A 23451-nucleotide genomic window follows, 5' to 3' on the forward strand; every position below is an offset into this window, starting at 1 on the left:
CGCAGCCTGCGACCAGGGGGAGAACCCTGGCGAATTCATTTGGGGGAGATCCAAGTCATGTCAGGTGCAAGCAAGAAGTTCAATTCGAACGTGTTCAATCAGATTGTGATGTTCAGCATCGCTGGCCTCTGCGCGACCATCGCGTTGGCGCTGGCTGGTGGTTTTGAGGCGGTGCCCCCCTGGTTCTGACTGGTCCTGCGAACCTCGCCATCCGCACCACCCTTATTGAGACGATTGAGCGCCGGCGCAATCCGGGATCATGCGTTCTTTTCAGGTGCGCTCCGAGGAGCCGGTTGCGTCAGCGATCCGGTGCGGACATGCTCGGCCGTCGAGGCGCTCGCTTAATTGGCTGTGGCGGTCCGCATCGGCTGATTGCCGTCGCTGCCCGCGCGCAGATTGCGGAAGAATTTCTCGACCTCGCGCGACAGAAGCTCGGCGGTGGACGTCAGCTCGCTGGATGCCGACAGGACCGAGGAGGCGGCCTTGTTGGTGTCGCCCATGGCGTCATTGAGCGAGCCGATATTGACCACCAGCGTGGAGTTGCCGTCGGCGGCCAATTGCGCGTTGGCTGAAATCTCGCGCGTGGCGGCATCCTGCTGCTCGACGGCACCGGCGATGTTTGCGGTGACCTCGTTGATTTCGCGCACCGCGGAGCCGATTTCGCGCACCGCATCGACCGCGTTGCGCGTCGACGTCTGGATCATGCTGACGTTCTGGCCGATTTCGGAGGTCGCCTTTGCGGTCTGTCCAGCCAGGGACTTGACCTCGTGCGCCACCACCGCAAAGCCGCGGCCGGCTTCGCCGGCGCGGGCGGCTTCGATCGTGGCGTTGAGCGCGAGAAGGTTGGTTTGCTCGGCAATGGCCTGGATCAGGTTGAGCACCCCGTCGATACGCTGGGTCGCGGCAGCAAGACTCTCGATTTCGGCGACCGACTTTTCGGTCCGCTGACCGGCCTGTTCGACGACATCAGCGGATTGGCGCACCTGCCGTCCGATTTCCTCGATCGAGGTGGAGAGCTCTTCGGCCGCGCTCGCGACCGCGAAAACATTGCTCGAGGCTTGCTCGGTAGCGGCTGCGGCGGCTGTCGCGCGGCCGCTCGCGTCGGAAGCCAACTTGGCAATGGATTGCGCGGTGCCGCGCATTGCAGAGGCGTTGTCGTTCACCGCACCCAGCACGCTTCCGATCGCGGTGCGGAACGCTTCCACCGAACTTTCGATTTGCCGGGTCCGCTCGTCGCGCGCCCTGGAATCCTGCAGCACCTGCGAATTGAGGTTGCGGTTGCGGTCCATCGCCTCCTGAAAGATCCGGATTGCACGGGCAAGCGCGCCGATTTCGTCTTCGCGATCGGTATGCGGAACCTCTATTCCTTCCGTGCCCTCGGCGACGCGCTTGATGGTCGTTGTAATCGCCGAAAGCGGCCGCGCCACCGAACGGGCGATGATGAAGACTCCGACGCCGACCAGCACCAGCGCCAGGCCGCCGAGACAGGTCAGAAGAAACGCCAATCGCTGATTGAGCTCTGTTTGCTGGGCGATCCGCCTCGATCGCTCGGCATAGACCTTTGAGAGCGTCTCGAGATCGTTGTTGAGAGCGGTCCGCACGCTGCGGTTGGCGTCGTTGTCGCCCCACTCGCGGCCTGCGTCGTGGCCGATCTCGACAGCACGGCGAACCAGTTCCTTGCGGAATTCGACGAACTGTTCGATCCGTTTCTTGAAGACTGAAAACTGCTGGGCGTCGTCCGCCCTGACAATGGATTCCCAGTTCCTGACGACGCCCATGAGTTCGTCGCTGAATTTGTGAATGCCCCCGCCATATTTTTTTATGAGCGCCGGGTCGGTCGACATGTAGATGCCGCGCGATTCCATCACCACGGCATAGACCAGCGAATTGACACGCTCCACGTTCAGCGCGGCCCGGCTCGCGGTCTCGATGGCGTCCGTGAGCTCCGTGCTGGAGCGGGTGTTGTAATCGGACAGCACCGTGATTGCCGCAGTCAGAAGCGCAAACAGCGAGAAGATCGAATAGAGCTTGGTGGCGAGTGAAAGGCGCGAGCCGATCGCAAAGCCGTAGCGTGCGGCAGATTTCATTAACGCTGGCATCCTTGGCCTCTCACAGGAGGCCGGTCAGTGAGCGGTGACGGCTGTCACGAAAAACTATGTAAAATTTTCATGTATAAATTGTTAACCTTTGCCTATCGCCTCGGAAGCCTGCAAGCGCGCGACCGCCGTACATATCTTAGCCTATTTTACCAATTAAATCAGATAGATAGTAGATAGATCGTTGCTGCCTTCTGAAATGAAGGAGCATCAAGCACGAACCTCGGTCGCCGGCTGGCAAGCTGAATGATAGGCTTTTGTGAAGTCATCAGCGGACCACGCTGATCGTCTGGAGCAGACATGGTCTATCGGCACGCCATCGGCAACACGAGCTACGTCTTCGACGACCTTCGCGATCTCCTGGCCAAAGCCACGCCGCCGCGCTCCGGCGACCGCCTTGCCGGGATCGCTGCCGAGAGCGCCGAGCAGATGGTGGCCGCGCGGATTGCCCTTGCCGACGTCCCGCTCCAGCAATTCCTGCGCGAGACCGTCATTCCCTACGAAGATGACGAAGTCACGCGCATGATCCTGGATACCCACGATCGCACAGGCTTTGCGGCGATCTCATCGCTGACGGTCGGATCGTTCCGCGATTGGCTGCTCTCAAGCGCCGCCACGGCCGACGTTCTCAAAAAGACAGCACGCGCCATCACGCCGGAAATGGCCGCGGCGGTCTCGAAGCTGATGCGCAACCAGGATCTCATCCTGGCAGCCAAGAAAATCGACGTGGTAACCGCGTTTCGCGACACGATCGGCCTGCGCGGCCGGATGAGTGTGCGCTTACAGCCCAATCATCCGTTCGACGACGAGAAGGGCATTACCGCATCCATTCTGGACGGTATCCTGCTCGGGTCCGGTGACGCCTGCATCGGCGTCAATCCGGCAAGCGACGACCCCGCGGTCATCGGCGGTCTGGTGCGCCTGCTCGACGACATCATTGCGCGGTTGCAGATTCCGACCCAGAGCTGCGTCCTCTCTCATGTGACGACGACGCTTCGGTTGATCGAGCAGCGCGCACCTGTCGATTTGATTTTCCAGTCGATTGCGGGGACGCAAGGCGCCAACCGCAGCTTCGGCATCGATCTTGCGCTGCTGCGCGAAGCTCACGAGGCGGGGATGTCGCTGCGGCGAGGCAGCGTCGGCAGCAACGTGATGTATTTCGAGACCGGGCAGGGCTCGGCGCTTTCGGCCAACGCGAATCACGGCGTCGATCAGCAGACTTGCGAGGCGCGCGCCTACGCGGTCGCGCGGGCCTTCGATCCGCTGCTGGTCAACAGTGTGGTCGGCTTCATCGGCCCGGAATATCTCTATGACGGCAAGGAGATCATTCGCGCCGGGTTAGAGGACCATTTTTGCGGCAAGCTTCTCGGCCTGCCGCTCGGGGTCGATGTTTGTTACACCAATCACGCAAAGGCCGATCAGGACGACATGGACAATCTGCTGACGCTGCTGGCCTGCGCCGGTGTCAATTTCATCATGGGTGTCCCCGGCGCCGACGATATCATGCTCAACTATCAGTCCACATCGTTTCACGACGCGCTTTATGTCCGCGAAATCTTTGGATTGAAGCGTGCCCCCGAATTTGACGACTGGCTGTACCATGCCGGGCTCGCCGACTCCGAATTTCGCCTCACCAGCACCGCCGGGTTGCTGCCGGACTTCGCGTTGCGATTGATCGCATGAGGAACGTCAGCCGCGGCGCGCGGCCTTGTTTGCAACTATCCAGCCATTCGCGGGTTGAATGGCTGCCACAATGTTGAGGAATTTGTAGCCCAGCGTTTTGCGCGTACTTGGCTTATACAGGGTTGAACCCGCAGAGGAATTGATGAGAGCTGAGAGCCTTGAGACGGTGCGCCGTGTCTTGTGCGTCTTCCCGCGCTATACGTCCGCTTTCGGAACGTTGGAGCACGCCTATCCACTGACTGACGGCGTACAGGCCTTCATGCCGCCGCAGGGCCTGCTTCTGATCGCGGCATATCTGCCGGAAAACTGGCCGGTCCGTTTCATCGACGAAAACATTCGCCCCGCCACCGCGGAGGACTTCGAATGGGCGGAGGCGGTGCTGGTCAGCGGCATGCACATCCAGCGCCAGCAGATGAACGACATATGTTGCCGCGCGCATGCACATGATCTGCCGGTAGCGATCGGTGGCCCTTCGGTCAGCGCCTGTCCCGACTACTATCCGACGTTCGACTATATTCATATCGGCGAACTGGGTGATGCGACGGACGAGTTGATCGCGCATCTGACGCGCAATCGGTCCCGCCCGGAGCGGCAGGTGGTCCTCAAGACCGTCGAGCGTCTCGAGATGACCAGGTTTCCGATTCCGGCCTACGAGCTTGCCGAGCTCAAGCGCTATTTCCTCGGCAGCATCCAGTATTCGAGCGGATGTCCCTATCAGTGCGAATTCTGCGATATCCCCGGACTCTATGGCCGCAATCCGCGCCTGAAGACGCCGCAGCAGATCACCGCCGAACTCGACAAGCTGCTCGCATGTGGCATCCGCGGTTCGGTCTATTTCGTCGACGACAATTTCATCGGCAATCGCAAGGCCGCGCTCGAATTGTTGCCGTACCTGGTGCGATGGCAAAAGAAGACGGGTTATGTCCTGCGCTTCTCCTGCGAGGCGACGCTCAATATCGCCAAGCGCCCGGAAATTCTGGCCGGGATGCGCGAAGCATTCTTCTCGACGATCTTCTGCGGCATCGAGACGCCGGATCCCGTGGCGCTGAAGGCCATGCATAAGGATCACAACATGATGGTACCGATCATGGAAGCGATCCGTACGATCAACAATCACGGCATGGAGGTTGTTTCGGGAATCATTCTCGGACTGGACACCGACAAGCCTGAAACCGGACAGCATCTGCTCGAGTTCATCGAGGCTTCGCAAATTCCGCTTCTGACCATCAACCTGCTGCAGGCGCTGCCGAAGACGCCATTGTGGGATCGCCTGAAACGCGAGAACCGGCTGATCGAGGACGAGGGCCGTGAGTCCAATGTCGATTTTCATCTGCCGTACGACGACGTCGTCAAGACCTGGCGCGCCTGCATGAGCAGCGCCTACGAACCCAAGAAATTGCTGGATCGCTACGAATATCAGATCCGCAATACCTATTCGAACCAGCTCAAGCGGCCGGCCTCGCCGCAACAGGCCTCATGGCAAAACATCAGGCTTGGCCTGACGATGCTGCGCAACATTTTCTGGAAAGTCGGTGTTCTCGGCGACTACAAGATGCAGTTCTGGAAATTCGCACTGCGGCGCCTGGCCAGAGGCGAAATCGAATTTTTCATCAGCTCCATGTTAGTGGCGCATCATCTCATCATGTTTGCACGTGCGGCCTCCGGCGGCAGGCAGAACGCGTCGAACTATTCGACGCGCCTGCGCGAGGCATCCATTCCTGCAGAGTAGGCGCGAATGAACACACGGGCGCCGTCGCCGCCTTCGCTCAAGGATCTGAGGAAACTGACCCCGGCGCGGATCGGCCTTGGCATCGCGGGCGCCAGCCTGCCGACCAGTGCGTTGCTCGAATTCACGTTGGACCATGCGCGGGCGCGTGACGCTGTCCACGCCGTGTTCGACGCCTCTGCCGTGATGGCCAGCCTTGGCGCTCTTGGTCTTGAGGCGTCCTGCGTTTCGAGCCGCGCCGCCGATCGGGAGCAATACCTCAGGCGTCCGGACCTCGGGCGCATGCTCGACCCGGATTCCCGGCAATTGCTGTTGCGGGCTGCGGGCGCTGCCCATCAGCTTGCGGTGGTGATCGGCGACGGTCTTTCGCCGACGGCAGTCCATGCGCACGCCGTTCCGCTGTTGCAGGGTCTCATGGCCTGCCTTGCCGCGGATCGCATCGCCATCGGCCATGCCGTCGTTGCCAGGGAAGCCCGCGTCGCTCTGGGCGATGAGATCGGCGCCGTGCTCGGCGCGCGCATGGTCGCCGTTCTGATCGGTGAGCGGCCCGGCCTTTCGGCGGCCGACAGCCTCGGCGTTTATCTGACCTTTGCTCCGGGCGTCGGTGTCACCGACGAAAAGCGCAATTGCGTTTCCAACATCCATCGCGCAGGCCTTGGCTACGACGAAGCGGCTTTCAAGATCGCCTGGCTGATTCGCGAGGGTCTCGCACGGGAATTGACCGGGGTCGCGCTCAAGGACGACAGCGGCAGCCGAATGCCCCGCAGTATCGCCGCAAGATCCGGGCCGACATGACAAATTTGCGCATCCGAGCGCCATTGTCGCCGCGCCGCACTGGCCGGCTCCGCTTGCGAGATGCGGCATAGACCTGCTACACCTCGGCCCGCGAATTTGCCGCGTGTTTTCAAGGGTTAGTCCGGGCAGGCTGTTTTCAGGACCGAACCTCTTTGCGGATCGTCGCCAGCCGAATTGAGCCGATGTGAGTTGGACAAGGCATGCTCGAAAAGAACACCGAGACTGAGGTTCACGTCGAGAAAGTCGAGCAGCGGCCGATGGCGAGCATCGCCTTCGGATTGGAGCGGATCGGCCTGATCGCCGTTCAGAAGCCGATTCTGTCGTGCATCGTTCTCCTCGCGCTGATCGTCGGCGCGATATTCGGCATCGACCGCATCAAGATCGACGATTCGCTGAGCCAGCTGTTTCGCTCCAATTCCAGGGAGTACCGGCAATACGAATCGGAAATCAAGCGCTTCCCGGCCACCGAATTCGACGTTCTGGCGGTAGTCGAAGGCAAGAACCTTCTCGCGCGCGACAATCTCGAGAAGCTGCGCGATTTCATCACGGATTTGCAGCTCGTTGAAGGGACGCGCGGCCTGATTTCGCTCTTCTCCGCGCGTCAGGCACCGGCGCCGGGCAAATTCCCGGCGGCGCTGTTTCCCGCCGAACTGCCGACGGGCGCCGAATACGACAAGTTCATCGAGACCGTCAAATCCAACGAGCTGATTCGGGGCAAGCTCCTGTCCGAAGACGGAACGCTGGCGCTGATCGTGCTCTCGCTCGAGCCTGAGGTGGTCGCCAGCAACAAGCTCGGCAAGACCATCGGCGAGATCAGAAAGCTGATGGCGGAGGACCTCGGCGATACCGGGTTGAATGCGGAACTCTCAGGCGTTCCGGTGATGCAGCTTGAAATCCGCAACGCGGTCGAGCGCGACGGATTGACCTACAACGTCCTCGGGATTCTTGCCGGCTGTATCATCGCGATCATTTTTTTCCGCAAGATCTCGTTCATGGTGGCCGCCGCCTTCCCGCCGATCATCGCGATATTGCTGGCGCTCGGCGGCCTGGGGTGGGCCAATTTCAACCTCAACATGTTCCTGAACGTGATGACGCCGCTGATCATGGTGATCAGCTTCTCGGACTCGATGCAGCTGACATTTGCGGCGCGCGACCGTCTGATCGCAGGCCAGGACAAGTACACCGCGTTCCGCAACGCCGTTCTGGTGGTCGGTCCGGCTTGCGTGCTTACCCACGGCACCGCCGGCATATCGTTTATCGCGTTGCAATTTTCCGATTCCGACCTGATCCGCAAATTCGGCGAGGCGGGGCTTGCCGCGACCATGATCGCGCTGGTTGCCGTGCTTTCGCTGGTGCCGGTGTTCGGCGTGCTGTTCGTGCGCAACGAGCAGATCTTCGCCGTGAAATTCCGCGGCGCCGACGCCGGCGTGCAGATGCTGCGAAACTTCTGTTACTGGATTGCGGTGCGCATGGTCAGCCGCCCCGGCCTGTTCAGCCTGATCGCCGTGCTGTTCGTCGGCGGTCTTGCCGTGATCTACGCCAACCTGGAGCCGCGCTACCGGCTCGCCGACCAGGTCCCCGACAAGCAGCAGGCGGTGCAGGCAAGCAGCCGCCTCGATGCCAAGCTCACCGGCGCCAACGCCATCGACGTCGTGATCGAATTCCCCAAGGGCGCTTCGCTCTATGCGCCCGAAACGCTCAAGGCCATCGCCGATGTCCATTCGGCAGTGGAGAAGCAGGCAGGCGTCGGCAATGTCTGGTCGCTGGAGACGCTGCGGCGCTGGCTCGCCGAAAAGGCCGGAAGTACCGACGTCGCAACCCTGAAGGAATATGTCAGCGTCATTCCGGAATATCTGGTGCGGCGGTTCATCTCGGCCGATCAGGATGCGGTGGTGGTGTCGGGCAGGGTGCCGGACCTCGATTCCAGCGAGATTCTGCCCGTGGTCGAGAAACTCGATCATGCGCTCGATGCCGTGCGCAAGGCGCATCCCGGTTACGAGGTTGCGGTTACCGGCCTCTCGGCGATCGCCGCGCGCAACAGTGCCAATATGATCGAGAAGCTCAACCGCGGCCTGACCATAGAGTTCGCCCTGGTCGCGGTGTTCATCGGGCTCGCCTTCCGCTCCGTCGTCGTCATGTTCTCGTGCATCCTGCCCGGAATTTTCCCCGTAGTGCTGTCCGGCACGGTGCTGTGGTTGCTCGGTGAGGGACTGCAATTCGCCAGCGTCGTCGCTCTCACGGTGTCGTTTGGACTGGGGCTGAGCGCCACCATCCACTTCCTCAACCGGCTTCGGCTTGAATCGAAGCCGGGGGTTACATCCGAGCTTGCGGTGGAGCGCGCAACCGTGCTTGTCGGGCCGGCACTGATCCTGACGACGGTGGTTCTGGCCTGCGGGCTGGTGGTGACGGTTTTTTCGGCCTTGCCGTCGCTGCGCCTGTTTGGCTGGCTCAGTGCCTTCTCGATGATCGCGGCACTGGTCGCCGACCTCTTCATCCTGCGGCCGACCGCGATGTTCCTGATCAACCTGTCGCAGCGGCTGCGGGGGACCGGAGGTATCGTCTCGCCGGCGGAGCAATCGGGCGGGAAGGGTTAAAGCGGTCTAAAGCGCGATGAATTAAGTCGGGATCGCGCTCCGGTTTATTGTTTACGCATGATCTTTTCGGAAAACCGCTGCACACTTTTCCGGATCATGCGTTAGCTCTTCACCATTGTAATCGTTACGGAGCGGATGTCGCCTTTGGAGCTGATCTGAACGGTCTGCTTGTTGCCGTTGGTCCGCATCAAAAGACTGGCGGTGAAGCCGGGAGATTCGACCACCACGTCGACCTTGCCGCCGCCCGCCGTTCCCTGCAGATTGCCGACAATGTTCCGGCTGGCCTCGGTCCAGTTGCCGGAAATCCGGTCTCCCTGGCTCGTGACTTCACTGCTCAGGTCGAATTTGTAGCTGTCACTGGCACAGCGCAGCGTCTGCTTCAGGCTCAATCCGCTGCCGTCGACCTTGTAAACCGCGCGACAGCGGATGCGCTCGCTCGAGCCGTCCGACAACGAAATCGTTCCGTTGCCGGACCAGGTGCCATCGAGGCCGGCAAACGGACGCGACTGGGCATGGCCCGCTGACACCGATAACAGGAGCGCAGCAGCGATGCCCGCCGCCCTGACTAGCTGTCGATACATCGTTTCTCCGTTTCAATCTGACGTTGGCTGTGCGCGATCGAACTCGCCGCACCGAGTTTGGTGTCGCCGCAAATATGTATGGTTCAAATGACGAACGATTGTCCACCGTCGCTCACTGGTTGCCCTGCCGGTTGCCTGAAACGGATTGGCACAAATGCATCAGTGCTTGAGAAAATGGAATCAGCGTTTGACCAGACATCACTTTTCACTCGCGAAGGACAACAAAGTTCGCCTATCGTCGGCCGCTGTTCCCAGCGCATTCCGTCACGCCGAAAATACTCCAAAAAATGTTGTGTGATACCAAGTGGTTAGATGCCTTTTTGAATCCGTGCTCTGCGATCGCAATTGGTGATGGGGGCACCGTAAATTTGGCCGCATTTGCCAGCGCTTTTGGTGTCTCTCGATGCAGTTTGCGGCATGCGAAATCTTCCCCATGAATCTGTGATCGGGGCCGGAAATTCTCTGCCTTCACAAAGGAACACAATGCGTAAATTATTCCTGGTAGTCACTCTGCTGTCGGCCTCCACCACCGTCTTCGCCGAACCGACGCCGCCCCAAGAACGTGCCGGCACGCCGGAAGAGCAGAAGGCCTGCTCCCGCGATGTTCAGAAATATTGTCGGTCCGTGATGAACGACAGCGATCTTACGGTGCTGGCTTGCCTGCAACAAAATCGTCCCAAGCTGACGCATGCCTGCAATCAGGTCCTGGTAAAACACGGGCAATAGGCCGCTCGCGGCATTTTCCGTCTCCAGGGGGCCGATGATCGGCCCGATCCGGACGGCCGCGGGTGCCTCGCGGGAAACCGCTTATGGCATTGGTTTTGGTGTCGTATTCCCATATATGGGGCGTGCGATCCGAAGGGCATGCGCGAAACCGAGGGCGCCTGCCGAATTCACAATGTAGCCATTTTTTCGATGACCTCCGCGAGCGAATTGCGATCCGGCAAGACTCACCGTGACGAGAACTTCCCGGTCGCGTCATGGATCATTCACCCGCGCCATCGGGCGTTGATTCTTGCGTTCTACAACTTCGTCAGAACTGCGGACGACATCGCCGATCATGCAAGCCTTCCCGAGCGGGAAAAGCTCGACCTTCTCGATTTGCTCGAGGCCGAACTTCTGGGCCATGGCGACAGCCAGAAAGAGGCGGTCATGCTGCGGCAGGCGCTCGCGGAGCGCGCGATGTCGCCGCGTCATGCGCTTGATGTGCTGATCGCCTTTCGGATGGACGTGACCAAACTTCGTTACGAGACCTGGGACGAGGTGATCCATTATTGCCGCTATTCCGCCATGCCGGTCGGCAGGTTCGTGCTCGACGTCCACGGCGAGAGTACCTCCACCTGGGCCGCTTCGGACGCGCTCTGTGCCGGTCTTCAGATCAACAATCATCTCCAGGATTGCGGCAAGGACTACAGGAATCTTGATCGCGTCTATCTGCCGCGCGACGCGCTTGCCGCATCTGGCGCCAGCATTGAGTCTCTCGGAGAGGCACGCGCACCGGCGCCGCTCCTCAATTGCCTGCATTCGCTCGCGGTTCGCAACGAAGCCCTGCTCAATGAAAGCAAACCGCTGGGCGCGGTGGTGCAGGATTTCAGGCTCGGACTTGAGATTTCGGTCATACAGGCCTTCGCGGACAGAATAGTTCGTCTGCTCAGGGTGCGCGATCCCTTGAGCCGGCGGGTGCATCTCAACACAATCGAACTGCTCGCCTTCGGCTTCGGCGGAATGGCCGGCGAAGTGGCCCGGCGCGCCACCGGACGACGGCCTGTTTCAAAACCGGTGGCCGGCGCATGACGGTCGAGACAGCGTCCAACACCAGCTACGGAAACACGGCTTCCGGCAGCTCATTTTATGCCGCGATGCGCATCCTGCCGCAGGAGCAGCGGGAGGCGATGTTCCAGATCTACAGTTTTTGCCGGCAGGTCGATGACATCGCCGATTCCGATGGTCCGCGCGAGGCGCGGCTGGCGGCACTGCAGCAATGGCGCGACGACATCGAGGCCCTCTACCAGGGTCAAGCGCCGCCGAGGCTGCGCGACTACGCAGCCTCGGTCAAAGAATTTGGTCTCGAGCGCAATGACTTTCTGGCCATCATCGATGGCATGGAGATGGATGTGCCGCAGGACATCCGCGCGCCGGAGCTGGCGACCCTCGATCTTTACTGCGATCGGGTGGCAAGCGCGGTGGGTCGTCTTTCGGTGCGGGTGTTTGGTCTTCCGCGAGAGGACGGAATCCTGCTCGCGCACCACCTCGGACGCGCGCTGCAACTGACGAATATCCTGCGCGATATCGATGAAGATGCTGCCATCGGCCGGCTCTATCTGCCGCGCGAGGGATTGTGGGAAGCGGGGATCACCTCGACCGATCCGCTCAAGGTCGCCTCGGAGCCAGCGCTGCCGAAAGTCTGCGCGCCTCTGGTTGCGCGGGCGCGGGAGCATTTCGAGAAGGCCGACGAGATCATGCGCCGGAATCCGCGGCGCCTCGTCCGCGCGCCGCGGATCATGTCGAAATACTACCGCGCCATTCTGCAATTGCTTGTTGAGCGAGGCTTCGCTAATCCGCGCAAGGCGGTTCGTCTCAACAAGATGGCTCGCATCGCCATCCTTCTTCGCTACGCCTTTATCTGAATCATCTTCTTCCAGATCTCCCTCATTCGAATCTGATGCCAAAAATCGTCCACATTATCGGCGCGGGAATTTCGGGCCTTTCGGCAGCCGTCCGGCTGGCGAACGCGAACTTCAAGGTGCACGTCCACGAAGCCACCCAGCAGGCGGGCGGCAGATGCCGGTCGTATTTCGACGCAGCGACCGGTCTTACCATCGATAACGGCAATCACCTTCTGCTCTCGGGTAACCACCACGCGCGCGCCTATGCGCGTTCGATCGGTACCGAGGCGGGACTTGTCGGGCCCAGGCGTGCCCAGTTTCCCTTCGTCGACCTGACAAGCGGTCAGCGCTGGCAACTCGATCTCGGCGACAGCCGCCTGCCGCTCTGGGTTTTCGATGCCGCACGGCGCGTCCCCGACACTGCCTTGCGCGACTATCTGGCGTTAGCGCCGCTGATCTGGGCATCACCTGCCGCATTGGTCGGCAGTGCCATTCCGTGCAAGGGGCGGCTGTATCAGCGGCTGGTGCAGCCGCTGCTCCTGGCGGCTCTCAACGTCGATCCGCCCGAGGGGTCTGCGGGACTTGCCGGCGCGATCGTGCGGGAAACACTGCTCGCCGGCGGACAGGCATGCCGTCCCCTGATTGCACGCGACGGCCTGAGTGCGGTTCTGGTCGAACCGGCCGTCAAGCTGTTGCAGGCAAGCGGCGCTGATATCCGGCTCGGGCATGAGTTGCGCGGGCTCGGCACGTCGGCTGAGAGCGTGAGCGAATTGGAATTCGGCGAGGAAACGGTTGCGATTCCGCCCGATGACGCTGTGGTATTGGCCGTTCCGCCGCGGCCGGCTGCCGCGCTGCTCCCGGGCCTGAAGACACCAACCAAATTCCGCGCGATCGTGAACGCGCATTTCCGCTTCGACCCTCCAAAAAACGCGCCGCCCATTCTCGGCGTCGTGGGCGGGCTGGTGGAATGGCTGTTCGCATTTCCTCAGCGCCTGTCGGTAACAATCAGCAATGCCGATCGCCTGGTGGACACGCCGCGCGAGGAACTCGCGCAGGCGATCTGGCGTGATGTCTGCAAGGCATCGGGCGTGGCGGGCGATCTGCCGCCCTGGCAGATCGTGCGCGAGCGCCGCGCGACCTTCGAGGCCACGCCGGAACAAAATGCGCTGCGGCCGAAGGCCGCTACGGCCTTCAAAAACCTGTTTCTCGCCGGCGACTGGACTGATACGGGGTTGCCGGCAACCATCGAAGGATCGGTGCGGTCGGGCGACCGCGCGGCCGATCTGGTCCTGGCCATGCGGCAGGCGTGACAGCCAAATCGAACGGACAAAGACAAGGGCAAAAGACAAAGGGATGTCAGCGAAATGCATTCCGTAAATAGCAAGATTGGATTTGAACGGGGTGGCGTGCTCGAGGCGAGCATCGATTCTGCCACGCGCGCCCTGTTGGGCTGCCGGCAGGCGGACGGCCATTGGGTGTTCGAGCTCGAGGCCGATTGCACCATTCCGGCAGAATATGTGCTGCTTCGTCACTATCTGGCCGAGCCGGTCGATAGCGCGCTCGAAGCCAAGATCGCCAGATACCTGCGCCGGGTTCAGGGCGCCCATGGCGGCTGGCCGCTCGTGCATGACGGCGATCTCGACATGAGCGCAAGCGTGAAGGCCTATTTCGCGCTGAAGATGATCGGGGATGGGATCGATGCTCCGCACATGGTGCGTGCGCGCGAGGCGATCCTCTCACGCGGAGGCGCGATCCACAGCAACGTCTTCACGCGCTTCATGCTGGCGATGTTCGGAGTGACGACGTGGCGCAGCGTGCCGGTGCTTCCGGTCGAGATCATGTTGCTTCCGATGTGGTCGCCGTTCCATCTCAACAAGATTTCCTACTGGGCGCGGACCACGATGGTGCCGCTGCTCGTTCTCGCGGCGTTGAAACCGCGTGCCAAAAATCCCAAGGCTGTCGGCCTTGACGAGCTGTTCCTGCAGGATCCGCGTTCGATCGGCATGACCGCCAAGGCGCCGCACCAGAGCTGGGGCTGGTTTCTGCTGTTCCGTGCTCTCGACGGCGTGCTGCGCGTGATCGAGCCGTTGTTCCCGAAAAAACTGCGCGCGCGGGCAATCGATGCCGCCATCGCCTTTGTCGAGGAGCGGTTGAACGGCGAAGATGGATTGGGCGCGATCTTCCCGCCGATGGCCAATGCGGTGATGATGTACGACGCGCTAGGCAAGGGCGCCGATTATCCGCCGCGCGCGGTGACACGCAGCGCGCTCGAGCGCCTTCTGGTGATCGGCGAAGACGAGGCCTATTGCCAGCCCTGCGTTTCGCCGGTGTGGGACACCTCGCTGACCTGCCATGCGCTGATCGAATCCGGCGCGGAAGCATTGCCGCCGGCCGGGCAAGCTCTCGACTGGCTGGTGCCGAAGCAGGTTCTGGACGTCAAGGGCGACTGGGCCGCCAAGCGCGCCGACGTCCGCCCCGGCGGCTGGGCGTTCCAGTACAACAATGCCTATTATCCCGACCTCGACGACACGGCGGTCGTCGTCATGGCGATGGATCGCGCGCGCCGCGAGCAGCCCAATCCGGCTTACGACGCCGCCATTGCCCGAGGCCGGGAGTGGATCGAGGGCATGCAAAGCCGCGACGGCGGGTGGGCCGCTTTCGACGTCAATAATCTCGAATATTACCTGAACAACATCCCGTTCTCCGACCACGGCGCGCTCCTCGACCCGCCGACCGAGGACGTCACCGCCCGCTGTGTCTCGATGCTGACCCAGCTCGGCGAGGATGTGCAAAGCAGCAAGCCGGTCGCTGCCGGGGTCGACTATCTGCGCCGCACCCAGCTCGCGGAGGGGTCCTGGTACGGCCGCTGGGGCCTTAACTACATCTACGGCACCTGGTCGGCGCTATGCGCCCTCAACATGGCCCGGGTGAACCACCAGGACCCTGTGATCCGCAAGGCCGCGGAGTGGCTGGTGTCGATCCAGAATGCAGATGGGGGCTGGGGCGAGGATGCCACCAGCTACCGACTCGACTATAAGGGGTACGAGGGCGCTCCCACCACCGCCTCGCAAACGGCATGGGCCTTGCTTGGTCTGATGGCGGCGGGCGAGGTTGAGCATCCGGCCGTTGCCCGTGGGGTGGAGTACCTGATAGCCACACAGACCGAAAAAGGCCTGTGGGACGAGCAGCGCTACACGGCAACGGGCTTTCCTCGGGTATTTTATCTACGCTATCATGGTTACTCCAAGTTCTTTCCGCTCTGGGCGTTGGCGCGGTATCGGAATTTGAGGAGAACCAATAGCAGGGTGGTAGGGGTCGGAATGTGAGATTGGGGGCGGGGGACGGCACGGGCAGGCGAATTGACCCGCGGCCGGTGCTGATTGTTACTGGTCTGGTGCAGGAGGCCCGCATCGCGGCTGGGCCGGGCATGACCGTTATCTGCAGCAGTAGCGATCCGCAGCAATTGCGGGCGTTGCTGACGGTTTTTGATCCGGCAACGATCAGGGGGGTGATCAGCTTCGGCGTAGCCGGAGGACTGGACCCGACGCTGAAATCCGGCGACGTCGTGGTGGCGACCGAAGTGCTTGCCGGCGCCGGCCGCTGGCTGGCCGGTTTTTCCTTCAGTGAGGACCTGATCGCCGGCGTGGGGCTAGGGCGCCGGCGCGTTGTTCGCGGGCTGCTGGCGGGAGCCGAGGAGTTGGTCTCCGCCCGCCACGTCAAGGCCGCGCTGCACTCGGAAACGGGCGCTGCCGCCGTCGACATGGAAAGCCATATCGCGGCCGACTACGCCGCAAAAGCCCGGCTGCCCTTCGCTGCAGTGCGCGTCATCAGCGACCCCGCCAGCCGGGCATTGCCGGCGCTGGCCTCGAGCGTAATCAAGCCGAACGGCGACATCGACCTGCGCAAGGTGATGCACGGAATCGTGCGCGACCCGCTGGCGCTGCTCGATCTGGTCTCGACCGGACTGGACTTCAACCGCGCATTACGCAGCTTACGCGGCTGTCGAAGCTTTCTGCTGGGCGGCGAGGGCCTCCTCGCGGCGGATCTCTGAAAGCTTCTTCTGGACCTGCTCCGAGAAGATGTACTGCGCCGGCCGCTGCCGGCTGAGGTCGATTTCCGGCGCCATCGGGCCGGTCGTCCGCACGCCGCGTAGCGCCACCAACAGCGCCCTGAAGGGATTGCGGAATGCCGCGTTCGCCGCGGTCGGCTCGTAGCCGCAATGCGCCATGCAGTTGGCGCACTTTTCGTACTTGCCGGTGCCGTAGCTCTCCCAGTCAGTCGTCTCCATCAGCTCCTTGAAGCTCCTGGCATAGCCTTCGCCGAGCAGATAGCAGGGCTTCTGCCAGCCGAAGATGTTGCGCGCCGGCATGCCCCACGGCGTGCATTCATAGCTCTGGTTGCCGGCCAGGAAGTCGAGGAACAGCCCCGAATGCATGAAGTTCCACTTCTTGCCCTTGCCGAGCGAAAACACGTCGCGGAACAGCTTCTTGGTCTTGGTGCGGTTGAGGAAGTGCTCCTGGTCGGGGGCGCGCTCATAGGCATAGCCCGGCGACATTGAAACGCCGACCCCGAGTTCGGTGGTGAAGTCGAGGAATTTTGCGATGTCTTCGGCCGAGTGTCCGTCGAAGATCGTGGCATTGACGTTGACAGTGAAGCCCTTGGCCTTGGCGGCCTTGATCGCGGAGACCGCGCGATCGAACACGCCCTCCTGGGACACTGCCTTGTCGTGATGTTCTTTCAGGCCGTCGAGATGGACCGAGAAAAACAGATATGGCGAGGGTTCGAACAGATGGAGTTTCTTCTCCAGCAGCAGTGCATTGGTGCACAACGACACGAATTTCTTGCGTGCCACCAGACCGCGGACGATCTCGCCGATGTCCTTGTGGATCAGCGGCTCGCCGCCGGGGATCGCCACCATCGGTGCGCCGCATTCGTCGGCGGCATCCCAGCATTCCTGCGCCGACATCCGCCGATTGAGGATCGCGTCGGGATAGTCGATCTTGCCGCAGCCCACGCAAGCCAGGTTGCAGCGGAAAAGCGGTTCGAGCATCAGCACCAGCGGATAACGCTTGCGCCCAAGCAGCTTCTGCTTCAGCAGATAGCCGCCGATACGAATTTCCTTGTGGAACGGTATTGCCATTTCAAGTTTCTTTCCGGACTTGTGATTTTTCAGAGTTGATCAACTCGCCGCCAGTTCGACTGGAAGCCGAAATTCGATATTTTCCTCGCGGCCCGGGAGCACCGAAACCGCTACCGGTCCGATGCGCCTCAAAGCCTCGATCACGTCGTCAACCAGCACTTCCGGCGCCGAAGCACCGGCCGTGATGCCGACGGCCTTGGCATCCTTGAGCCATTCAGGGTTCAATTCGCTGCCATCGGCAATGAGGTAACTCGGAACCCCGACCTCGGTGCCGATCTCGCGCAGCCGATTTGAATTGGAACTGTTGTTGGCCCCCACTACCAGGATAACGTCGACGAGTTTGCTCAGGTCCCTTACCGCAGATTGCCGGTTTTGTGTCGCATAGCAGATATCCCGGATGTCCGGGCCTTGAATGTCCGGAAAGCGCTGCTGGAGGGCGGCGATGATGTCCTTGGTATCGTCGACGCTGAGCGTGGTCTGGGTGATGTAGGCAACCGGCGCGTCGCTCGGGAGTGTCAGCGCCGCCACATCGTCGACGTTCTGAACGAGCAGTACGGGGCCTGGAACCTGGCCCATGGTTCCCTCGACCTCGGGATGCCCGGCATGGCCAATGAGGATGAGGGCTCGGCCTTTCGACATATAGCGTTTGCCCTGGTTATGGACCTTGGTGACCAGGGGGCAGGTTGCGTTGAGCACCGGCAGACCGCGCGTGGCGGCTTCTTCCTCGACGCTGCGCGCCACGCCATGGGCGCTGAACACCGTGACGGCACGCGGCGGCACCTCGGAGAGATCCTCGACGAAAATTGCGCCCTTGTTCTTCAGGCTCTCGACGACGTACTTGTTGTGAACGATCTCGTGCCGCACATAGACGGGCGGCCCGTACTTCTCGAGCGCGCGCTCGACAATTTCGATTGCGCGAACGACTCCGGCGCAAAAGCCGCGAGGTTGCGCCAGATACACTTCCATGGGACGCCCATTACGCAAGTTGCACCACTCTCATTGTCTTTTCGGTCTTTCCGTCAGGTCCGGATATCTGCCATACCCGTACCAAGTTCCGCCGCCATCGAGGCGCAGGGCTTTGTGTCAAAAATTCATCGGGTAGGAAAGGCGGATCGCGAAAGAAGGTTGCGCTGCCCGCCGCGCTGAAGCGGCCCGAGCATGTGGTTAGGTATCATAATACTGGCAAGGTCGCCGCGAGTGAGCTTCCCTTCACTTGTTCGTCACTTCCGTCGGGTCCACCCGCGGCATCGGCCCACCCAGCCGGCTTCGGCGTCTTTTGGCCCAGTTTTGCCGCACACAAGAAAGAAAAAGTCAAAAACGGCATTAGATTGACGGTCGGAACTCCGCTAGACAGCGGGCGTTTCCGGCAGGCCGAAAACCCCAGAAAGAGAAGATGTGCTGAAAAGAATAGTTATCTCGATTGTCAAAGTCTCCACCCGGTTTGCCGCCTCAACTGTCCTGATCGCACTCGCTCTTGCGGTCGCGGCCGGCTTCTACACGGCCCGCCACTTTGAGATTAACACCGATATCAACACGCTGATTTCGCCCGACCTGGACTGGCGCCAGCGTGACATTCAGTTCGACGCCGCGTTCGACCGGGACAGCACGATCCTTGCCGTGGTGGAAGGTCCGACGCCGGAACTCACCACCTCAGCGGCCGCCGCGCTTTACGGCAAGCTGGCCGACGACAAGCAACATTTCGAATCTCTCCAGCCGCTCGGCTGGGGAGAGTTCTTCGAGAAGAATGGGCTGTTGTTTCTCCCCGCCGACCAGGTCGCGCAGTTGACCAGCCAGTTCGAATCCGCCGCGCCCTTGATCGAGATCATGGCGGGCGATCCCTCCGTGCGCGGACTGACGGGTGCCCTGGAAACAGCGCTGGCCGGCGTCAAACGCGGTCAGGTCAAGCTCGACAGCACGGCGCGGCCGTTCAATCAGATCGCCCAGACGGTCGAGGACGTGTTGAACAAGGGGAATGCGACGTTCTCCTGGCGTGAGCTCATCAGCGAAAAACCTTTGAACGATGCCGACCGGCGCGCCTTCATCGAGTTCAAGCCGATCCTCGATTTCAATGCGCTCGAGCCCGGCAAGGCGGCCACCGATGCGATCAGGCAGGCTGTCAGCGATCTCAATCTCGCCGGCGAATTTGGCGCACGGGTCAGGCTGACCGGACCGGTTGCGATCGCCAACGAGGAGTTCTCGACTGTGGCGGACGGTGCGATCGTCAACGGGATCGGCACGGTCATCGTCGTGCTGTTCATTCTCTGGGTGGCGCTGCATTCGTCGAAGATCATCGCAGCGGTGTTTGCGAATCTTTTCATCGGATTGTCGATCACAACCGCGCTCGGCCTGATGATGGTGCATTCGCTGAACCTGCTTTCGATCGCGTTTGCCGTTCTCTTCGTCGGCCTTGGCGTCGATTTCGGCATTCAGTTCAGCGTCCGCTACCGCTCGGAGCGCTTCAAGAGCAACGACCTGCAGATTGCGCTGGAGAAGGCGGCCGAATACTCCGCAATCCCGCTCTCGCTGGCTGCGATGGCAACCGCTGCCGGTTTTCTTTCGTTCCTGCCGACCGACTACAAGGGCGTCTCGGAACTCGGCCAGATCGCGGGGCTGGGCATGCTGGTTGCTTTCTTATCCAGTATCACCGTGCTGCCGGCCTTGCTCAGCCTGCTCAATCCACCCGGCGAAAAAGAGCCCGTGGGCTATGCGTTTCTGGCGCCGCTCGATCAGTTCCTTGAACGGCACCGGGTCATCATCGTCGTCGGCACCCTGCTGATCGCGGCTGCCGGCCTGCCGTTGCTTTATTTTCTGCGGTTCGATTTCAACCCGATCAACCTGCGCAATCCCAACGTCGAATCGATCGCCACCTTTCTCGATCTGAGAAAGGATCCAAACACGGGCGCCAACGCCATCAACGTGCTGACCCACTCCGAAGCCGACGCCAGGAAGATCGAAGCCCGGCTTTCAAAGTTGCCGGAAGTGCTGCGCGTGATCTCGCTGGACAGTTTTGTGCCTGACGATCAGCCGCAAAAGCTGAAGCTCATCGCCCAGGGCGCCAAGGTTCTCGGTCCTGCGCTCAACCCCGAATCCATCGACGAACCGCCGTCAGATGCGGAAAATGTCGAGGCTCTGAACGGGACGGCTGAAAGTCTGCGCAAGACCGCCGGCGATGCGACGGGGCCAGGGGCGGTTGCGGCGCGGCGGCTGGCCGATGACCTTTCCAAGCTTGCCCATTCCGACGCAGCCACGCGGGAAAAAACGCAGTCCATCTTCGTCACGCCTTTGAAGGTCGTTTTCAATCAGCTGAGGAACGCGCTCGAGGCAAAGCCGGTCAGCCTGAAAACGCTGCCTGCCGACCTGGTACGCGAATGGAAGACCAAGGACGGCTTGATGCGCGTCGAGGTGCAGCCGCGCGGCGACCCCAACGACAACGAGACACTACGGAAGTTTGCCGCTGCCGTGCTCGCCGCCGAACCGACCGCCATCGGTGGTCCTGTTTCGATTCTCAAGTCCGGCGATACGATCGTGAAGGCATTCATCCACGCCGGAATTTGGGCACTGGTCGTGATCAGCCTGCTGCTCTGGCTGACCCTGCGGCGCGTCACCGACGTGCTGCTGACGCTGGTGCCGCTGTTGGTGGCGGGCGCGGTAACGCTGGAAATCTGCGTGGTGATCGGGCTGAAGCTCAACTTCGCCAACATCGTTGCGTTGCCACTGCTGCTCGGTGTCGGCGTTGCCTTCAAGATCTATTATGTGACGGCGTGGCGAGAGGGCAGGACCAATCTGCTGCAATCCAGTCTCACGCGAGCGATATTTTTCAGCGCCATGACGACGGCCACCGCGTTCGGGAGCCTCTGGCTGTCGAGCCATCCGGGGACTGCGAGCATGGGCAAGCTGCTGGCGCTGTCGCTCGTCACGACGCTTGCCGCGGTGCTGCTGTTTCAGCCTGCGTTAATGGGCAAACCGCGCGATGTCGGGGAGTAGGCAAATGTCGCCGACCGCATCGGTCGCCCCCGTTGCCTGCTTTTGACCGGATGTCTTCGCAGCCGGGTTAGGGTTGACCGACCCGGTGGTCCTCGGTGCGACCTGGGTTTTCGGGGAGCCCTTGGCCATGCTGTTGGAGGGACTTGAGGGAATGGGGCCCGCGACGCGGCTCCAGGTCTCTCCGCCGCACAAAAAGCCCAGCATGCAGCCTTGAATTTCAAGCTGGTCGGACCCGAGCGGCTTGATCGTCGAACTGTAGGTTTGTCCGTCCTTGGCATTGTAAACCTGACCTTGCCACTGATCGGCGCCGGGCTTCTTCTTCATGTCGAGCAGGATCGGCATGCCCAAGGTGGGTCTGTTTCTTTTCGAGACATCCGGATTGTTGCTGTCGCGTCCTCCCGGGGTCTTTTCCCACGAAACCACGCCCCACATGCTGCCGTTGCATTCAGCGATTCGGATATTGGCGACACCATCGGCCACCCGCCAGTCGCCGGTCGGGTCGGCCGCGCAAGCGGACGCAATGCCGGAAGCCAGGAATATCCCGATCGAAGTTATTTTGCTTAACTCACGCATGACGTATCGAGGGCAGTGCAACATGGCTAGAACCTGTGCTTAAATGGATGATCTTAAGGGGGGCAAAACGCCGCATTTGGCGTTTTCAGTTGACGGAATGACAAACAACCGACGTATGTAGCTGATGCCATATTCAAATCTAGACGTCTCCGAGATGTTTGTGGACCGGCAGTCGCAGCGCAGTTCCATGCACGCGCGCCATCTGAATGAGCAACTGGTTCGGGTCCTCAAAACCATTGGTTATGATGTCGGTTTCCAGAAGGGTCAGGGTCAGTATTTGTATGATCGTGATGGCGTTCGCTATCTCGATCTACTCAGCGGTTTTGGCGTTTTTGCGATAGGGCGGAACCATCCCGCGCTCCGTCAGGCCTTGAAGAGCGTGCTCGACAGCGATCTGCCCAATCTCGTGCAGCTCGACGTTTCGACGCTCGCCGGCGTGCTCGCCGAGCGCCTGCTCAAATACGTGCCATATCTGGACAAGGTATTTTTTGCCAATTCAGGGGCAGAATGTGTCGAAGCTGCGATTAAATTCGCCCGCTGCGCCACCAGCCGGCCCGGCATCGTCTATTGTGCGCACGCCTATCACGGCCTGACCTACGGCGCCCTTTCCCTGACCGATGATCCGAACTTCCGCACCGGGTTCCAGCCGCTGCTGCCTGGCTGCACTTCTGTGCCTTTCAACGATCTCGAGGCCCTCGAGCAGGCGTTGTCTTCGCGCGAAGTCGCCGCCTTCATTGTCGAGCCGATCCAGGGCAAGGGCGTCAACGTGCCCACCGACGAATTTCTTCCTGCTGCGGCCGCGCTCTGCCGCAAGTACGGGACCTTGATGGTAGCCGACGAAATCCAGACCGGTATGGGTCGAACCGGGCGCTTCCTTGCGGTCGAGCACTGGAACGTCGAACCCGACATCGTGCTGCTTTCCAAGGCGCTCTCGGGCGGACATGTGCCGGTCGGTGCGTTGCTCACCCGCAAGAGCGTGTTCGAAAAGATTTTCAATCAAATGGACCGTGCGGTGGTTCATGGCTCGACCTTTGCGAAAAACGATCTCGCCATGGCGGCCGGAATCGCAACGCTCGAGGTTCTGAAATCCGAGAAGCTGATCGAGGCCGCGGCCAAGCGCGGCGCGGAGCTTCGGCTGGCGCTGAACCGGATGGTTCCGGGCTATGAGTTCTTGAAGGACGTTCGCGGCAAGGGGCTGATGATCGGCCTGGAATTCGGCCCGCCGAAATCGTTGCGGCTGAAGGCTTCATGGAATGTGCTCGAAACCGCCAACAAGGGCCTGTTCTGTCAGCTGATTACGGTGCCGCTGTTCAAGGACCACAAGATCCTGACGCAGGTGTCCGGCCACGGCAGCCACACCATCAAGCTGTTGCCGCCCTTGACCATCACCGAAGAGGACTGCAACTGGATCGAGACGGCGTTCGATTCCGTGATCGCCTCCAGCCACAAGGTTCCCGGCGCGATCTGGTCGCTCGGCAAGACGCTGGTCGACAACGCCGTGCGCAAGTCGGCGTAATAGGCGGAGCGATGGCCTCGATGACCGTCGCCGTAAACCGTGGCGGCGCGAGTTTGTTAATCAGTCAGGCTCATCTCCCCCGGGGGAAGCAATTTCACCGCTGATCTGCCTGGATTGTTCTGTCGCGATACCAAACTGATTTCGCAGAAATTCGGTT

The 23451-nt window shown here is 61.2% G+C and carries 18 protein-coding genes; 13 read left to right on the plus strand and 5 right to left on the minus strand.

Going from position 1 to position 23451, the window contains the following annotated elements; all coding sequences use genetic code 11:
- Positions 1-57 precede the first annotated feature (57 nt).
- Positions 58-189 (plus strand): hypothetical protein, encoded by a 132-nt coding sequence (locus tag VNX23_RS12200; protein ID WP_325630325.1) that lies wholly within the window; start codon positions 58-60, stop codon positions 187-189.
- 152 nt (positions 190-341) lie between these two features.
- On the opposite strand, the gene VNX23_RS12205 is transcribed toward VNX23_RS12200, so the two are convergent.
- Entirely contained in the window at positions 342-2087 is a 1746-nt protein-coding gene (locus VNX23_RS12205) for a methyl-accepting chemotaxis protein (RefSeq protein ID WP_325630327.1), read from the minus strand.
- 309 nt (positions 2088-2396) lie between these two features.
- Here VNX23_RS12205 and VNX23_RS12210 point away from each other — a divergent pair, with 309 nt between their 5' ends.
- The 4 genes from VNX23_RS12210 (at position 2397) to VNX23_RS12225 (ending at position 8894) form a co-directional block, all read left to right on the plus strand.
- On the plus strand, positions 2397-3779 hold the full coding sequence (locus VNX23_RS12210) for an ethanolamine ammonia-lyase subunit EutB (RefSeq protein WP_325630329.1): 1383 nt from the start codon (positions 2397-2399) through the stop codon (positions 3777-3779).
- A 142-nt stretch (positions 3780-3921) separates the two neighbouring features.
- Positions 3922-5508, plus strand: a complete 1587-nt coding sequence (locus tag VNX23_RS12215) for a B12-binding domain-containing radical SAM protein (protein ID WP_325630331.1) — start codon at positions 3922-3924, stop codon at positions 5506-5508.
- Positions 5509-5514: 6 nt separating this feature from the next.
- Positions 5515-6300 carry an ethanolamine ammonia-lyase subunit EutC gene (gene eutC / locus VNX23_RS12220; protein ID WP_325630332.1) on the plus strand — a complete coding sequence of 262 codons (786 nt, stop codon included), beginning with the start codon at positions 5515-5517 and terminating at the stop codon, positions 6298-6300.
- Positions 6301-6500: 200 nt separating this feature from the next.
- On the plus strand, positions 6501-8894 hold the full coding sequence (locus VNX23_RS12225) for an efflux RND transporter permease subunit (protein WP_325630334.1): 2394 nt from the start codon (positions 6501-6503) through the stop codon (positions 8892-8894).
- Positions 8895-8995: 101 nt separating this feature from the next.
- Here the strand turns inward: VNX23_RS12225 and VNX23_RS12230 are convergent, their stop codons facing one another.
- Complete coding sequence (locus VNX23_RS12230; RefSeq protein ID WP_325630336.1) at positions 8996-9475, minus strand: hypothetical protein; 480 nt, start codon at positions 9473-9475, stop codon at positions 8996-8998.
- A gap of 483 nt (positions 9476-9958) precedes the next feature.
- Here VNX23_RS12230 and VNX23_RS12235 point away from each other — a divergent pair, with 483 nt between their 5' ends.
- The 6 genes from VNX23_RS12235 (at position 9959) to VNX23_RS12260 (ending at position 16132) form a co-directional block, all read left to right on the plus strand.
- A complete protein-coding gene (locus VNX23_RS12235; RefSeq protein ID WP_325630337.1) occupies positions 9959-10201 on the plus strand; it encodes a hypothetical protein in 243 nt (80 codons plus the stop codon).
- 189 nt (positions 10202-10390) lie between these two features.
- On the plus strand, positions 10391-11269 hold the full coding sequence (hpnC, locus tag VNX23_RS12240; RefSeq protein WP_325630339.1) for a squalene synthase HpnC: 879 nt from the start codon (positions 10391-10393) through the stop codon (positions 11267-11269).
- Positions 11266-12102 carry a presqualene diphosphate synthase HpnD gene (gene hpnD / locus VNX23_RS12245; RefSeq protein WP_325630341.1) on the plus strand — a complete coding sequence of 279 codons (837 nt, stop codon included), beginning with the start codon at positions 11266-11268 and terminating at the stop codon, positions 12100-12102. Before hpnC ends, hpnD begins: the two co-directional genes overlap by 4 nt.
- A gap of 35 nt (positions 12103-12137) precedes the next feature.
- Complete coding sequence (hpnE, locus tag VNX23_RS12250; RefSeq protein ID WP_325630343.1) at positions 12138-13391, plus strand: hydroxysqualene dehydroxylase HpnE; 1254 nt, start codon at positions 12138-12140, stop codon at positions 13389-13391.
- Positions 13392-13445: 54 nt separating this feature from the next.
- Positions 13446-15407, plus strand: coding sequence for a squalene--hopene cyclase (gene shc / locus VNX23_RS12255; protein WP_325630345.1), 1962 nt, complete (start codon positions 13446-13448; stop codon positions 15405-15407).
- Positions 15404-16132 carry a phosphorylase gene (locus VNX23_RS12260; protein ID WP_325630347.1) on the plus strand — a complete coding sequence of 243 codons (729 nt, stop codon included), beginning with the start codon at positions 15404-15406 and terminating at the stop codon, positions 16130-16132. Before shc ends, VNX23_RS12260 begins: the two co-directional genes overlap by 4 nt.
- On the opposite strand, the gene hpnH is transcribed toward VNX23_RS12260, so the two are convergent.
- Both hpnH and ispH read right to left on the minus strand, forming a co-directional pair.
- Positions 16073-17221 carry an adenosyl-hopene transferase HpnH gene (hpnH, locus tag VNX23_RS12265; RefSeq protein WP_325630348.1) on the minus strand — a complete coding sequence of 383 codons (1149 nt, stop codon included), beginning with the start codon at positions 17219-17221 and terminating at the stop codon, positions 16073-16075. The genes VNX23_RS12260 and hpnH overlap by 60 nt on opposite strands.
- Before the next feature lie 39 nt (positions 17222-17260).
- On the minus strand, positions 17261-18187 hold the full coding sequence (gene ispH / locus VNX23_RS12270; RefSeq protein ID WP_325630350.1) for a 4-hydroxy-3-methylbut-2-enyl diphosphate reductase: 927 nt from the start codon (positions 18185-18187) through the stop codon (positions 17261-17263).
- Positions 18188-18616: 429 nt separating this feature from the next.
- On the opposite strand from ispH, the gene VNX23_RS12275 reads away from it, so the two are divergent.
- Positions 18617-21205, plus strand: a complete 2589-nt coding sequence (locus VNX23_RS12275; protein ID WP_325630352.1) for an MMPL family transporter — start codon at positions 18617-18619, stop codon at positions 21203-21205.
- On the opposite strand, the gene VNX23_RS12280 is transcribed toward VNX23_RS12275, so the two are convergent.
- Positions 21173-21778 carry a DUF2147 domain-containing protein gene (locus VNX23_RS12280; protein WP_325630353.1) on the minus strand — a complete coding sequence of 202 codons (606 nt, stop codon included), beginning with the start codon at positions 21776-21778 and terminating at the stop codon, positions 21173-21175. The genes VNX23_RS12275 and VNX23_RS12280 overlap by 33 nt on opposite strands.
- Positions 21779-21902: 124 nt before the next feature.
- Between VNX23_RS12280 and hpnO the strand changes: the two genes are divergently transcribed.
- A complete protein-coding gene (gene hpnO / locus VNX23_RS12285; protein ID WP_325630355.1) occupies positions 21903-23294 on the plus strand; it encodes an aminobacteriohopanetriol synthase HpnO in 1392 nt (463 codons plus the stop codon).
- Positions 23295-23451: the final 157 nt, after the last annotated feature.

It is taken from the genome of Bradyrhizobium sp. (genome assembly GCF_035570375.1).
Lineage (GTDB): Bacteria > Pseudomonadota > Alphaproteobacteria > Rhizobiales > Xanthobacteraceae > Bradyrhizobium.